Annotated in this window: 12 protein-coding genes and 1 pseudogene; 10 read left to right on the top strand and 3 right to left on the bottom strand. The window is 70.4% G+C overall.

Features of this window, described 5'->3' with window-relative positions:
- The first annotated feature begins 480 nt into the window (after nucleotides 1–480).
- The 7 genes and pseudogenes from ssd to K3U93_RS23085 all read left to right on the top strand — a co-directional run bounded on the left by ssd (nucleotide 481) and on the right by K3U93_RS23085 (nucleotide 4,980).
- Nucleotides 481–1,533 (top strand): septum site-determining protein Ssd, encoded by a 1,053-nt coding sequence (gene ssd, locus K3U93_RS23115; protein WP_083010229.1) that lies wholly within the window; start codon nucleotides 481–483, stop codon nucleotides 1,531–1,533.
- Complete coding sequence (locus K3U93_RS23110) at nucleotides 1,530–2,717, top strand: TadA family conjugal transfer-associated ATPase (RefSeq protein WP_083010158.1); 1,188 nt, start codon at nucleotides 1,530–1,532, stop codon at nucleotides 2,715–2,717. The genes ssd and K3U93_RS23110 overlap by 4 nt, the downstream gene beginning before the upstream one ends.
- Complete coding sequence (locus K3U93_RS23105) at nucleotides 2,714–3,514, top strand: type II secretion system F family protein (protein ID WP_071513028.1); 801 nt, start codon at nucleotides 2,714–2,716, stop codon at nucleotides 3,512–3,514. The genes K3U93_RS23110 and K3U93_RS23105 overlap by 4 nt, the downstream gene beginning before the upstream one ends.
- The gene (locus tag K3U93_RS23100) at nucleotides 3,511–4,107 is read left to right on the top strand and encodes a type II secretion system F family protein (protein WP_139796858.1); all 597 of its coding nucleotides are present in this window, start codon (nucleotides 3,511–3,513) and stop codon (nucleotides 4,105–4,107) included. Before K3U93_RS23105 ends, K3U93_RS23100 begins: the two co-directional genes overlap by 4 nt.
- An 18-nt stretch (nucleotides 4,108–4,125) precedes the next feature.
- Complete coding sequence (locus tag K3U93_RS23095) at nucleotides 4,126–4,326, top strand: DUF4244 domain-containing protein (RefSeq protein WP_071513029.1); 201 nt, start codon at nucleotides 4,126–4,128, stop codon at nucleotides 4,324–4,326.
- Between the two features lie 35 nt (nucleotides 4,327–4,361).
- Nucleotides 4,362–4,708 (top strand): annotated as a pseudogene (locus K3U93_RS23090) (TadE family type IV pilus minor pilin); the annotation flags it as partial.
- Complete coding sequence (locus tag K3U93_RS23085) at nucleotides 4,681–4,980, top strand: Rv3654c family TadE-like protein (RefSeq protein WP_338156894.1); 300 nt, start codon at nucleotides 4,681–4,683, stop codon at nucleotides 4,978–4,980. The pseudogene K3U93_RS23090 and the gene K3U93_RS23085, both read left to right, overlap by 28 nt.
- On the opposite strand, the gene K3U93_RS23080 is transcribed toward K3U93_RS23085, so the two are convergent.
- Both K3U93_RS23080 and K3U93_RS23075 read right to left on the bottom strand, forming a co-directional pair.
- Complete coding sequence (locus K3U93_RS23080; RefSeq protein WP_083010160.1) at nucleotides 4,977–6,014, bottom strand: PAS domain-containing protein; 1,038 nt, start codon at nucleotides 6,012–6,014, stop codon at nucleotides 4,977–4,979. The genes K3U93_RS23085 and K3U93_RS23080 overlap by 4 nt on opposite strands.
- Nucleotides 6,015–6,093: 79 nt before the next feature.
- A complete protein-coding gene (locus tag K3U93_RS23075; RefSeq protein ID WP_083010161.1) occupies nucleotides 6,094–8,424 on the bottom strand; it encodes a DEAD/DEAH box helicase in 2,331 nt (776 codons plus the stop codon).
- Between the two features lie 258 nt (nucleotides 8,425–8,682).
- Here K3U93_RS23075 and cspA point away from each other — a divergent pair, with 258 nt between their 5' ends.
- From cspA to topA, 3 genes are all read left to right on the top strand, one after another.
- Nucleotides 8,683–8,886, top strand: a complete 204-nt coding sequence (cspA, locus tag K3U93_RS23070) for a cold shock protein CspA (protein WP_007772268.1) — start codon at nucleotides 8,683–8,685, stop codon at nucleotides 8,884–8,886.
- Between the two features lie 189 nt (nucleotides 8,887–9,075).
- The gene (locus K3U93_RS23065) at nucleotides 9,076–9,666 is read left to right on the top strand and encodes a hypothetical protein (protein WP_071513034.1); all 591 of its coding nucleotides are present in this window, start codon (nucleotides 9,076–9,078) and stop codon (nucleotides 9,664–9,666) included.
- A 194-nt stretch (nucleotides 9,667–9,860) separates the two neighbouring features.
- Nucleotides 9,861–12,665, top strand: coding sequence for a type I DNA topoisomerase (gene topA, locus K3U93_RS23060; RefSeq protein ID WP_083010162.1), 2,805 nt, complete (start codon nucleotides 9,861–9,863; stop codon nucleotides 12,663–12,665).
- Here the strand turns inward: topA and K3U93_RS23055 are convergent.
- Nucleotides 12,662–14,314, bottom strand: a complete 1,653-nt coding sequence (locus K3U93_RS23055) for an adenylate/guanylate cyclase domain-containing protein (RefSeq protein ID WP_139796859.1) — start codon at nucleotides 14,312–14,314, stop codon at nucleotides 12,662–12,664. The two genes, topA and K3U93_RS23055, sit on opposite strands and share 4 nt — an antisense overlap.
- Between the last annotated feature and the right edge of the window lie 35 nt (nucleotides 14,315–14,349).

The following is a 14,349-nucleotide window of genomic DNA, read 5'->3' as shown; positions in this document are numbered from 1 at the left end:
GTCGGCGGTCCAACGGCGCCGCCACGTTGCGCCCAAAACGGCGGCTCAGCGCCGGTGCGACGGGCGTGACCAGCGGTGTTTTTGCGGCTCAACGTGTTTTTTCGATATCACGACTACTTGCGTAAATCCGGACTGTCATGTGTATAGTAAGCAGTACTCGGCCTGAGCCGAGGGTGTATCAGCCCGACCCCCCGGGGCTGATGCACGACGACCCTCGCCTCCTCCCCCCCTGGCGGGGGTCGTCCCTTTTGCGGGGTAAATATCTCTCCCGCGGCAAGGCCTTTCGCCCACCCGCCGCGCGTTGCGGGAGACGTGTCATTCGTGCGCTGAGTCGACGCCGGCCGTCCCGTTTGTGCACACTCGCGTCTCTATCCACAAATCCGGCTTTGGGACTGGTGTCCCATCGTCGGCGGCCCGCAAGGTGGGTGGGTGACTAGCACCACCGGCACCGCGGCGGCGGGTTCCTCGGGCGTGTTGGCGGTGTTGACCGATCCCGAATTGCGCGACGAGTTGGACCGGGTGGCCGCGGCCGTCGGCCTTCGGGTGGTCCGCGCCGGCGGCGCATCCCCGGTGAGCCGCAAGACCTGGTCGGCGGCCGCGGCGGTGGTGCTGGACGAGGCGGCGGCGGATCGATGTGGGCAGGCGGGGATGCCGCAGCGCGCGCACGTCAGCGTGCTGAGCGCCGGCGAACCCGCGACGGGGACCTGGGCGGCGGCCGTCGCGGTCGGCGCTCAACGTGTCCTGCGGCTGCCCGAGCAAGAGAATGAATTGATCCGCGAGCTCGGCGAAGCCAGTGAATCGGCGCGCGACGACGGGCCGCGTGGCGCGGTCGTCGCCGTCATCGGAGGCTGTGGCGGGGCCGGCGCATCCACGCTCGCGGTCGCCCTCGCGCAGGGCGCCGCCGACGCGCTCTTGGTGGACCTCGACCCGTGGGGCGGCGGCATCGATCTGCTGGTGGGCGGCGAGAACACACCGGGCCTGCGTTGGCCCGACTTGGCGCTGCAGGGCGGACGGCTCAACTGGCCTGCCGTGCGCGAGGCGCTGCCGCGGCACCGCGGAATCAGCCTGCTGTCCGGCACCCGGCGCGGCTACGAAGTGGGCGGCGCGCCGGTCGACGCCGTAGTCGATGCCGGGCGCCGTGGGGGAGTCGCCGTCGTCTGCGACCTGCCCCGTCGCCTCACCGATGCGACGCAAGCCGCGCTGGATGCCGCCGATCTCGTCGTCGTGGTCAGCCGGTGCGACGTGCGGGCGTGCGCGGCGACCGCGGCGATGGCTTCGGTGCTGGCCGCGATCAATCCCAACCTCGGGCTGGTCGTGCGGGGTCCGTCGCCGGGGGGATTGCGGGCGGCCGAGGTCGCCGACATCACCGGCCTGCCGCTGCTGGCGTCGGTGAAAGCCCAACCGCAGCTGGCCGAGCAGTTGGAACGCGGTGGCCTGCGGTTGGGACGGCGATCCGCGCTCGCGGTGGCGGCTCGGCGGGTGCTTGCCGTGCTGCCGCGTGCGGGGTCGGTGCGGAACGGGAGGGCGGCGTGAGCGGCTCGCTGATTGAACGGGTGCGCGAGCGGTTGGCCTCCGAATCCGCCCCGCTGGGGTCGCCTTTGGGGCCCCCTCTAGAGCCCGGAGTGGTGGCCGCCGCGATCCGGGCCGAGTCCGGCGGGGTGCTCGGCGATACCGAGGTCCTCGCCAATCTTCGGGTGCTCCAGACCGAACTGACCGGCGCCGGCATCCTCGAACCGTTGCTGTGCGCGGACGGCACCACCGACGTCTTGGTCACCGCACCCGATGCGGTGTGGGTTGACGACGGAAAAGGGTTGCGGCGCAGCAGAATTCGCTTTGCCGACGAAGCGGCGGTGCGGCGGCTGGCGCAGCGGCTGGCGTTGGCCGCCGGCCGGCGTCTCGACGACGCGCAGCCGTGGGTGGACGGCCAGCTGACCGGCGTGGGCGCCGGCGGGTTCGCGGTGCGGCTGCACGCGGTGTTGCCGCCGGTGGCGGCCGGGGGCACCTGCATCTCGCTGCGGATATTGCGGCCGGCCACTCAGGATCTGGCGGCGCTGATCGCGGCCGGCGCGATCGATCCCCGGGCCGCCGCACTGGTTTCCGACGTCATCGCCGCCCGGTTGGCCTTCCTGGTGTGCGGGGGCACCGGGGCCGGGAAAACCACCTTGCTGGCCGCGATGCTGGGCGCCGTGCCGCCCACGGAACGGATCGTGTGCGTCGAGGACGCCGCCGAGCTGGCGCCCCGGCATCCGCATCTGGTCAAGCTGGTCGCGCGGTGCGCCAACATCGAAGGCGTCGGCGAGGTTCCGGTGCGCCAACTCGTCCGGCAGGCCTTGCGGATGCGGCCCGACCGCATCGTGGTCGGCGAGGTCAGGGGCGCCGAAGTGGTCGACCTGCTGGCGGCGCTGAACACCGGTCACGACGGCGGCGCGGGCACGGTGCACGCCAACAGTCCTGGCGAGGTTCCCGCCCGGCTGGAGGCGTTGGGTGCGCTGGGCGGTCTCGATCGGGCCGCGCTGCACAGTCAGCTCGCCGCGGCGGTTCAGGTGCTGCTGCACGTCGCGCGGGATCGAACCGGCCGGCGCCGGCTGGCCGAGATCGCCGTGCTGCGCCGAATCGAGGGAGAGGTCCGGGCCGTCACGGTGTGGCGGGCGGACCACGGGATGACCGACGACGCGGACGATCTGCAACGCTTGCTGCGAAGCCGGATGTCGGCATGACCGGCATTACGGTTGCCGCCTCGGCGTTATCGCTTGCGTTGGTGGTGTTTCCGTCGTCGCCGCGGCGCCGGCTCATGCCGGCGGCTCGCGCCCGCCGGCGGGTCACGGTTCCGGCGGGCGGGGCCGGCTGCATCGCCGGGTGCGCCGTCGTGGCCGCGGCGGTGCTGTCGCCGCTGACGACGGTCCTCGCCATCGCGGTGGTGGGCGCGACCGCGGCCCTGCGTTACCGTCACCGCCGTCGGATCCGGCGCGCGATGCGGGAGGGTCGAACGTTGGAAACCGCGCTCGACGTGCTGGTCGGCGAGTTGCGAGTGGGCTCTCATCCGGTGCGCGCGTTTGGCGTCGCCGCCGATGAAACCGTTGGCGCGGTTGCCGCGTCGTTGCGCGCCGTCGCGGCGCGGGCCAGGTTGGGTGCCGACGTCACGTCCGGCCTGAGCGCCGCGGCGGGATCGTCGGCCCTACCCGCGCACTGGGATCGGCTTGCGGTGTGCTGGCGGCTGGCCAGCGACCACGGGCTGGCGATAGCCACCCTGATGCGGGCCGCGCAGCGTGACATTGCTGAGCGGCAACGGTTTTCGGCGCGGGTGTCATCGAGCCTGGCCGGGGCGCGCGCCAGCGCGGCGATACTGGCGGGCCTGCCGATCCTCGGCGTGCTGCTGGGCCAGCTGATCGGGGCCCGACCGCTGAGTTTCTTGCTGGGCGGGCACGCGGGCGGATGGCTCTTGGTTGTCGGATCGACGCTGGCCTGCGCCGGGCTGTTGTGGTCGGACCGCCTCACCGATCGGCTCGAGGCATGAGCACAGCGGCGGTGTTGTTGGCCGCGGCATTGTGGATCGGCCCCGGCCCGTCGGTGGTGCGGGCGCGCGCCGGGATACCGACCCGGGCGCGTCGGCTGCGCCGGGGGCCGCTACGAAGACCCGGGCCGGATCCGCTGGCGGTCGCGTCCAGCCTCGACGTGCTGGCCGTGTGCCTGGAAGCGGGCATGGCGGTGTCGACGGCCGCGGCGGCGGTCGCCCCGTCCGCGCCCCCGAAGCTGGCCCGGGTGTTGCGCCGCGCCGCCGATCTGCTGGCGCTGGGCGCCGATCCCGCTGTCGCATGGTCGATTTCGCCGGATCGGCCGGCCAGCGCGGTCGACCCGCAGATCGACGCGCTGCTGCGATTGGCACGGCGCTCGGCGTGTTCGGGCGCGGCGTTGGCCGGCGGCGTCGCCGAATTGGCCGGCCAATCCCGTCACGACGCCGCACACGCGGCCACCGCGGCCGCCGAGCGGGCCGGGGTTCTGATCGCCGGACCGCTCGGACTGTGCTTTTTGCCGGCGTTCGTATGCCTGGGCATCGTTCCGGTGGTCGCCGGGTTGGCCCGTGATGTCCTGCAGTCAGGCCTGCTATGAAACGAAGGGAAAGCACTGATGATCAACCTGTTCCGCACATTCCTGGCGCGCGTGGCCGTGTTGGCGACCGACGAGTCGGGCATGTCCACGGTCGAGTACGCCATCGGCACGATCGCGGCGGCCGCCTTCGGAGCGATCCTTTACACCGTCGTCACCGGCGATTCCATCGTGTCGGCGCTGACCAAGATCATCGGTCGCGCGCTCAACACCAAGGTTTAGCCGGCTGTGCGGGTGCCAGCACCGTCGAGGCGGCGCTGGCGATCGCCGCGCTGGTCGTCGTGCTGGTGTTGTGCCTGGCCGGTGTCACCGCGGTGTCGATGCAGGTGCGCTGCGTCGACGCCGCCCGCGAGGCCGCCCGACTGGCCGCGCGGGGCGACGAGCGTTCGGCGGTCGACGCCGCTCGGCGCATCGCGCCCGCGGGGGCACGGATCCAGGTGCATCGGGACGGCGACTTCCTGGTGGCCACGGTGGTCGCACGCTCAAAACTGCTGCCCACGTTGGATATTGCGGCCAAAGCGGTCTCGGTGGCCGAGCCGGGATGACCGCGGCTCGACCACCGTGGTCGCGGCCACGATGGTCGTGGTGCTGCTGTGCGTCACCGGCGCCGGCGCCTACGTCGGCTCGGTGGTGGTGGCGCGCCACCGCGCCCAGGCCGCGGCCGACCTGGCCGCGTTGGCCGCCGCCACCCGGCTCCCGTCCGGAGCGGGGGCGGCCTGCGCCGGCGCGACGGCCGTGGCCCGCGCGATGCGGGTCGACGACGCCCGGTGTGAGGTGGACGATCTCGATGTCGTCGTCACCGTCCGGGTGGCCGTCGCCGTCGCCGGCGCGGCGCGGGCCGCGGCGCGCGCGGGGCCGGTAGGCGCGGGCGGTTAGGCCGTATCGGCCGGGGATTTCGGCAGGCCCGCGGCGGCGAGTTCGTCATCGGTCGGCAATCGCAGCGACACCAGTCCGGCGAAGGTGTCCGGCTCGAGTTCCACCCTGTTGACCGTGACATGCACCGGCACCCAATCCACGTCGCGGCCCCGCATTCGCAGCACCCGGCTGGTGGCGCCGTTGGCGAATTCCTTTGTCATGGAGGACATCAGGCGCTCGTCTTCGGGATGAACCGTGGGCCTGTGGGTCTCACCGCCCCGCCAGTCGTAGAAGGTGCAGGGCTCATCGAGCCATTTCAGCAGGGTCCAACTCGTGAGGTCGACCAGCGCCCGGTGAACCCCGGCCTGTGCCAGCCCGTGCAGGATCCGCTGCGCCAGGTCGTCCGTCGACACCGGCGGGCCCTTCAGTTCCGCGCGCCAGTTCATCGCCCGCGCGACCAGGTGGTCGCGGCCGTCCGCGCCCGGCTCCAAAGCGGTACGCGCGACGAAACCTATCCGGATGGGATCGCCCCGCCAATCGGTCAGATCCCATGTGCTGCAAATAGTTTGGTCAGGCTTGGCCCTGACCGCCATGGCAAGCACCTTGGTCTCGTTCGGATTGAGTTTGCGCGACGGGAGGTCTTCGGCGAAGGCCCTGCCGAAGGTGACCTCGACGTCGGGATTCTTCCCGCTGTTGGCCAGCGACTCCCGGGTGTCGGTGGCCACGCCAAAGGTCAGGTCCCACTTCAGCGGACCGGGGGCCGGCCGCTCCGACGGCTCGGCGTCGGCCGGGCCGGTCCACACGTGCACACCGTGGACACGGCCGTCGGACATCACCACCGGTTCGGTGCGGATAACTCGGTCGCGCTTGGTGGTGATGCTGGTCAGGCTCTGGCCGGTCTGCACCGTCTCGGCGATCGCGGTACGGACCGCGGCGAGATGGGGACTGCGGCGCAGGAACGTCGTGATCGGAACGAGGTTTTTGAGTTGCCTCCCCTGCGCCACCACGGCGGGCTCGCCCCCCAGCGTCTCCACGAGCAGCCAGTCGTGGGCCATGCAGCCGATTTTACGGGGCGCGAGGCCCCTCGTTCACGCGCCGGTAAGGTCAGGCCGCGCCGGGGGCGGGTGCAACGGCCTATCTGGGCGATTCGTCGCCCAATTCCGCGAGCACCAGCCGCAGCACCCGCACGGCCCCCGCCTTGTCCAATGGGTCGTTGCCGTTGCCGCACTTGGGGGACTGCACACAGGACGGGCATCCGCTCGGGCATTCGCACGCCTCGATGGCCGCGGCCGTCGCGCCCAGCCAGGTGCGGGCCCGGCGGAAGCCGCGTTCGGCGAAGCCCGCCCCACCCGGGTAGCCGTCGTAGACGAAGACGCTGGGCAGCCCGTCGGGACCGACCGCGGTGGACATGCCGCCGATGTCGCCGCGGTCGCAGCTGGCCACCAGGGGCAGCAGGCCAATGGCCGCATGTTCGGCGGCGTGTAACGACCCGGGGACGCGCTGCGCATCAATAGCATTGTGCGACAAAGCATCCGGGGTGACGGTGTACATGACCGCGGTGGTGGGCAGCACGCGTTCCGGCATGTCCAGCTCGACGAAGTCGATCACCTCCCCGGAAAGCCGGCGGCGCAGGTAACCCACCACGCGGTGGGTGACCTTGACCGGCACCAGGCCCAGGGTGACGGGACCGAACCCGCGGCGTTCACCGGTGCCGGTGACGGCGATGTCGGTGAGTTCGCGCGCGAACGTCGCGTAGCCGGGATCCTCGGCGTGGACGAACGCGATCCCGTCCTCGATGTCCAGCGAGTCGACGACATAAGTATCGCCCTGATGCAGGTACACGGCCCCCGGGTGGACCGAGGCGGGGGCCTGATCGACCCCGGCGCTGCCCAGCAGCCGCCCGGTGCCCGCCTCCACGATGACGACCTGGCCGCCCGCCGCGCCCCGAATGTCCACCGCGCCGTGCGGTTGTATGCCGGGCGCCGGAAAGTACTTGCCGCCACGGCGCCGCAGCAGCCCTTTCTCAACCAACTCGTCGACCAGACCCTCGGCGACGTCGGTGCCGGCGAAATCCCGCAGCTCGGCCTCGTCGAGCGGCAGCTCGGTTGCGGCACACAGCAGTTGGGGACCCAGAAGGTGGGGGTTGGCCGGATCGATCACCACCCGCTCGACGGGCTTGTCCAGCAGCGCGGCGGGGTTGTGGACCAGATACGTGTCCAGCGGATCGTCGCGGGCGATCAGCACGACCAGCGCGCCCTGCCCGCGCCGGCCCGACCGGCCGGCCTGCTGCCAGAACGAGGCGACCGTTCCGGGGAAACCGGCGAGCACCACCGCGTCCAGCCCGGCGATGTCGACGCCCAACTCCAGGGCATTGGTGGTGGCCAGGCCGCGCAGCCGGCCCTCGGCCAGGGCGCGCTCCAGCGCGGTGCGGTCTTCGGCGAGATACCCGGCCCGATACGACGCCACCGTGCCCGACAGCTCCGGGGCGATGTCGTCCAGCCGCGCCTGCGCGCCCAGGGCGGTCAGTTCCGCGGCGCGACGCGACCGGACGAACGTCAGGGTCTGCGCTCCCTCGGCGATCAGGTCGGCCATCACGCGCGCCGCCTCGGCGCCGGCGGAGCGGCGCACCGGCGCGCCGTTCTCGCCGGTCACGTCGGCCCGCAGCGCGGGCTCCCACAACGCCACCGTCCGCGCGCCCTGCGGTGCGCCGTCTTCGGTAACCTCCTCGACCGGGAGCCCGATGAGTTCGGTGGCCGTCGCGCCCGGCGAGTCCGTCGTCGCGCTGGCGAAGATGACGGTGGGGCCAGCCGAGTAGCGCTCGCACAGCCGCAACAGCCGCCGCAGCACCATCGCCACGTTCGAGCCGAAAACACCACGGTAGTAATGACATTCGTCGACAACCACGAACCGAAGGCCGCGCAACAACGCGGCCCAGCGGGCGTGGTTGCGCAATATCGACAGATGGATCATGTCGGGATTGGAAAACAACCACCGGGAGCGTTCGCGGGCGAACCGGCGCACCTCGGCGGGGCTATCGCCGTCGTAGGCGGTGGGCGCGACGTCACGCAGCCGCGGAATCGCCGCCGTCAGCGCGTGCGCGGCGCGCAACTGGTCGTGACCGAGCGCCTTGGTCGGCGACAGGTACAGCACCCGGGCCCGCGGGTCCGTCGCCAGCGCGTTGAGGACGGGAAGTTGATAGGCCAGCGACTTGCCCGAGGCCGTGCCGGTGCTGACCACCACGTGACGGCCGGCGTGGGCCAGCTCCGCGGCCGCGGCCTGATGTGCCCACGGTCGGTCGATGCCGCGGTCGGCGAACGCGCGAACCACGTCGGGCTCGGCCCACTCCGGCCAGCTGGCCGGCCGGCCGCTGCGCGCCGGCAGCTCGGCGACGTGGCGCAGCGGATGCTCGCCCACGGCCGCACCGGCGAGCGCGGTGGCCAGCAGGTCGCTGCCGAAACTCGCCACTCACACCCTCCAAGAATCCGACTAAGGATCCGTCTAAGACGCAAGGCTGTCGCCAGCGCGACGAACATGGTTGACTGATTGCGGTCGCAGCTTCTGTGTTCGTGTCAAACTTTCGCAGGAACAACGTTGCGGCCGCGGTTCCTGCGAGGTTATCGGTCGGGTGAAGTTCCGGCGACTCTGCGAGGTATGGCGGTCGTACGCGGCCCGGGGCATCGAAACGCGATGCCCCGCACCCAGAAGAAAAGGAAAGATCGAGAGATGCCACAGGGAACTGTGAAGTGGTTCAACGCGGAGAAGGGGTTCGGATTCATTGCCCCCGAGGACGGTTCCGCGGATGTTTTTGTCCACTACACGGAGATCCAGGGTTCGGGCTTCCGCACCCTTGAAGAAAACCAGAAGGTCGAGTTCGAGATCGGCCACAGCCCTAAGGGCCCCCAGGCCACCGGAGTCCGCTCGCTCTAAGAGAAGAGCAGATTCGCCACTAAAACCCCAGAAAACCCCAGAAACCCCCTGAAAACCCAGAAACCCCCCGCGTCGCCCGCTTCACCCAGCGGTCCGGGCGGGGGGTTCTCATTTGCGGCGGGTCATTGCCGCGGCCGACACCCCCGCGCCGGACGCCTCGAGCCGCGAACCTGGCCTACTGTCGGTGGCGTGGGCCAGCTTTCCTTCTTCACAGCGGAGTCGGTGCCGCCCGCGGTCGCCGATCTTTCCGGGGTGCTGGCGGCCTCCGGTCAGATCGTCGTGGTCGGCGCCGCGGAGCTTCAGGGTGCGCGGCTGTCGGTGGTCGTGGATCGCCTCTGGCGCGCGTCGGCGCTGGCGGAGATGATCCGCGAGGCAGGCCTGGTGCCCGAGATCGGCCGCACCGACGAGGACACCCCCCTGGTGCGGACGGCGGTGACCCCCTCGTTGGTCAACCTCGCCGTCGAATGGACCCGCGGCGCGGTCAAGACGGTGCCCCCGCGGTGGCTGCCCGGGCCGCGCGAGCTGCGGGCATGGACCCTGGCGGCCGGTCACCCGGAGGGCGACCACTATCTACTGGGCCTGGATCCCCACGCGCCCGACACCCATTCCCCGCTGGCGTCGGCCCTCATGAGGGTCGGGATCGCGCCCACGTTGATCGGCACCCGGGGCGGCCGGCCGGCGCTTCGGATCAGCGGCCGTCGCAGGCTGTCGCGCCTGGTAGAGAACGTGGGGGAACCGCCGGACGGCGCCGAAGCGTTGCCGCTGTGGCCCAGGGCCTAGCGGTTCGCTAGGGCCCGTATTGTGATTGGCCGGTTTGCGCAGGCCCACCCAAGGGTGCGAAATTGTCAGTTGCCCGAAAGCGAAGGAACGCTGGCGTACCTGATTTCACCGGAATTTCAGACGTTGGCCTGTCATTCTTCCTTCCAGGGCGGTCCCGCGGTGGGGCCGGGATAAGAGATGGAGCGTAAGCGCAGTTGGCTGACCCAAAGCTAAAGGACCCCAGAAGCCCGAGCAGCGGCGGAAATGGGACCCGTCGGCGACTCGTCATCGTCGAGTCGCCGACCAAGGCGCGCAAACTGGCCGGCTACCTGGGCTCCAGGTACATCGTCGAGTCGTCGCGGGGCCACATCCGCGACCTGCCCCGCGCCGCGGCCGACGTGCCCGCGAAGTACAAGTCGGAGCCGTGGGCCAGGCTCGGGGTCAACGTCGACCATGACTTCGAGCCGCTCTACATCATCAGCCCCGACAAGAAGAGCACCGTCAGCGAACTCAAGGGTCTGCTCAAAGATGTCGACGAGCTCTATCTGGCCACCGATGGTGACCGCGAGGGCGAAGCGATCGCCTGGCACCTGCTGGAAACCCTCAAGCCCAACATCCCGGTCAAGCGGATGGTCTTCCACGAGATCACCAGGCCGGCGATCCTCGAGGCGGCCGAGCACCCCCGCGACCTGGACATCGACCTGGTCGACGCGCAGGAGACCCGGCGCATCCTGGACCGGCTGTATGGCTACGAGGTCAGCCCGGTGTTGTGGAAGAAGGTCGCGCCCAAGCTGTCGGCGGGCCGGGTCCAGTCGGTGGCCACCCGGATCATCGTGCAGCGCGAACGCGACCGCATGGCGTTTCGCAGCGCGGCGTACTGGGACATCGTCGCCCAGCTGGACGCCAGCGTGTCGGACCCGCAGGCCCAGCCGCCCACCTTCACCGCCCGGCTGACCAGCGTGGATGGCCTGCGGGTCGCCACCGGCCGTGATTTCGACTCGCTGGGTCAGCTGCGCAAAGCGGACGAGGTGGTCATCCTCGACGAGGCGAGCGTGACCGAGCTGGCGACGGGACTGCAGGGCGCGCAGCTGTCCGTGGCCTCGGTCGAGGAAAAGCCCTACACCCGGCGTCCGTACGCGCCGTTCATGACGTCGACGCTGCAACAGGAGGCCGGCCGCAAGCTGCGGTTCTCCTCCGAGCGCACGATGAGCATCGCCCAGCGGCTCTACGAGAACGGCTACATCACTTATATGCGCACCGACTCCACGACGCTGTCGGAGTCGGCGATCAACGCCGCGCGCACCCAGGCGCGTCAGCTTTACGGCGAGGAGTACGTCTCGCCGTCGCCGCGCCAGTACACCCGCAAGGTGAAGAACGCCCAGGAGGCGCACGAGGCGATCCGGCCCGCCGGCGAGGCGTTCGCCACCCCGGACGCGGTGCGCCGCGAACTCGACGGTGACGAATTCCGCCTCTACGAGCTGATCTGGCAGCGCACCGTGGCCTCGCAGATGGCCGACGCGCGCGGCACCACGCTGAGCCTGCGGATCGGCGGCAGGTCGGGGGATCGGCAGGTCGTGTTCTCCGCCAGCGGGCGCACCATCACGTTCGCCGGGTTCCTCAAGGCCTACGTGGAAACCGTGGACGAGCTGGCCGGCGGCGAGGCCGACGACGCCGAGAGCCGGCTGCCGCACCTGACCGAGGGCCAGCGGTTGGCGGCCCTCGAGCTCACCCCCGACGGCCACGCCACCAACCCACCGGCGCGCTACACCGAGGCCTCGCTGGTCAAGGCGCTCGAGGAGCTGGGCATCGGCCGCCCGTCGACGTACTCGTCGATCATCAAGACCATCCAGGACCGCGGCTACGTGTACAAGAAGGGCAGCGCCCTGGTGCCGTCGTGGGTCGCGTTCGCCGTCACCGGGCTGCTGGAGCAGCATTTCGGCCGGCTCGTCGACTACGGCTTCACCGCGGCGATGGAAGACGAGCTGGACGCGATCGCATCGGGCAACGAGCAACGCACCAACTGGCTCAACAACTTTTACTTCGGCGGCGACCACGGCGTGCCCGACTCGGTGGCCCGCTCCGGTGGCCTGAAGAAGCTCGTCGGCGTCAACCTCGAAGGCATTGACGCGCGAGAGGTCAACTCCATCAAGGTGTTTGACGACGAGCAGGGCCGCCCCGTCTATGTCCGGGTGGGCAAGAACGGGCCCTACCTGGAACGCGTGGTGGCGGGCGACGATGGCGAGCCCACGCCGCAGCGAGCCAACCTCAACGACTCGCTGACCCCGGACGAGCTGACGCTGGAGGTGGCCGAGAAGCTCTTCGCCACACCGCAAGAGGGACGCGTCTTGGGGGTGGATCCGGCAACGGGTCACGAGATCGTCGCCAAAGACGGCCGGTACGGGCCGTATGTGACCGAGATCCTGCCGGAGCCGCCGGCCGACGAGAACGCCGAACCCGTCAAGAAGGGCAAAAAAGACACCGGTCCCAAACCCAGGACCGGTTCGCTGCTGCGGAGCATGGACCTGCAAACCGTCACGCTCGAGGACGCGCTGAGGCTGCTGTCGCTGCCGCGGGTCGTCGGCGTGGACCCCGCGTCGGGCGAGGAGATCACCGCGCAGAACGGGCGCTATGGCCCATACCTGAAGCGCGGCAACGATTCTCGTTCCCTGGCGACCGAGGATCAGATGTTCGACATCACCCTCGACGAAGCGCTGAAGATCTACGCCGAGCCCAAACGCCGTGGCAGGCAAAGCGCCTCGACGCCGCCGCTGCGGGAGTTGGGGACCGATCCGGCGTCGGGCAAGCCGATGGTCATCAAGGACGGCCGATTCGGGCCGTACGTCACCGACGGCGAGACCAACGCCAGCCTGCGCAAGGGCGACGACGTGATGTCGATTACCGACGAGCGCGCCGCCGAACTGCTGGCCGACCGGCGAGCGCGGGGTCCGGTGAAGCGGTCCGCGAAGAAGACCTCTCGCAAGGCTCCGGCCAGGAAGGCCGCCGCCAAGCGTGGCGGCTAGCCGCTCATTTCGCTGGAAACCTGTTCGCTGGCAACCCCTTCAGGGGTGGCCAGATTCACCGGCCGGGCCAGCTGAGTGGGCGCCGTCCGTCCGCGCAGCTCGACGACCTCGCCGACGTCCCAGCACAACGCTTCGGCGTCCAGCGCGCCGCTGACCGCAATCGCCGACGCGAGCACGTGGCCGGCCTCGAGTTTGGCCAGCTCGGTGAGCCGGGCGGCCTCGTTGACCGGGTCGCCGATCACCGTGTACTCGAAGCGGGCCTGCGCGCCGATGTGGCCGGCGATGGCCCTGCCGGCCGACACGCCGATCCCGAACTCCGCGGAACCGATCACCGGGAGGAGCTCGTCGTGCAGCTCGCGGGCGGCGGCAAGCGCCCCGCCGGACGCGTCGGGGTGTTCGATCGGTGCGCCGAAGATCGCCAGCGCCGCGTCGCCCTGAAACTTGTTGACGAACCCGCCGTGCTTCCCGACGGTGTCCACCACCACCCGGAAGAACTCGTTGAGCAGGTGGACCACCTCGGCGGGCGGTCGCGTCGCGGCCAGCTGGGTGGAGCCGACCAGGTCCACGAACAGCACGGCCACGTCGCGCTCCTGCCCGCCCAACTCGGTGCCGCGCTCCAGGGCCCGCCGGGCCACGTCCTCGCCGACATAGCGACCGAACAGGTCACGCAGCCGCTGCCGCTCGGACAGGTCGCGCACCATGTCGTTGAAGCCGGCCTGCAGCAGGCCCAGCTCGCTGGCGTCGTAGATCTGCATGTGCGCGTTGTAATTTCCGCGCTGGACCTCGGACAGCGCCCAGCGCAGCTGACGCAGCGGGTCGGCGATCGACATGGCCACCAGCAGGGTGCTCACCAGCCCGACGCCCAACGCCGTCAATGCCAGCAGCAAGATGGGATTGAACAACTTCTCGGGTGTGGCATGCAGCAGGGAAGCCTTGTCGGCCACCACGGCCAGCACGATCGCCAGCAGCGGCACGGCGGTGGACAGCATCCAGCTCAGCATCTGCCGCAGGATGACGCCGGGCGCCTTGACGTTCTCCGGCACACCGCTGCGCAGGGCGGCGACGGCCACCGGCCGCAGCACCCGCTCGGACTGCAGGTAACCGATGATCGCCGTCGCGGCCGCGCCCAGCGCCGTCGCGACCCCCACGACGGGCGCCGTGTACTTGGCCACCGACCAGCTCGCGAAGATGAACACCACACCGCCGATGCACCAGGCCACCATGCTGGTGAGCGCGCGGTAGTAGGGCATGCGCAGCGCGCGGCTCCGGGCCACTTCGGTGGCGGCCGGATCGGCCTCGGCGAGCAGATTGTCGCGGCGCTGCCACCGGAAGACCGGCAGCAGCAGTTTGAGGTTGAACACGATCCCGGCGATGAACAGGCTGACCACGACGCTGATGAAGATGGCCAGGTTGACCGGCGGCAGGTCCTGCAGCTGGATGCGGTCCTGGGGCGGCAGGCCGTAGCGCAGGAAGCCCAGCACGAAAAGGCCGCCGATGATGTCGGCCTGCAGCATGCTCAGCGAGAACAGTGGCCACGGCGTGCGCACGACCCACCGGACGAATGCGCTGATCCGCCCGGGCAATGCTGCCGCGGTTGCCACCAATCCACCGTATCGGGCAGCGCGGACTTGGCGGAAAACTATGAGCATCTCGGCAAGTCGCCCAGGGCCGCCAAAACGCCAGG

The sequence above is a fragment of the Mycobacterium malmoense genome (assembly GCF_019645855.1).
GTDB lineage: Bacteria > Actinomycetota > Actinomycetes > Mycobacteriales > Mycobacteriaceae > Mycobacterium > Mycobacterium malmoense.
The sequence above is the reverse complement of the archived record's forward strand: the minus strand, read 5'-3'. Positions and strand labels throughout refer to the sequence as shown.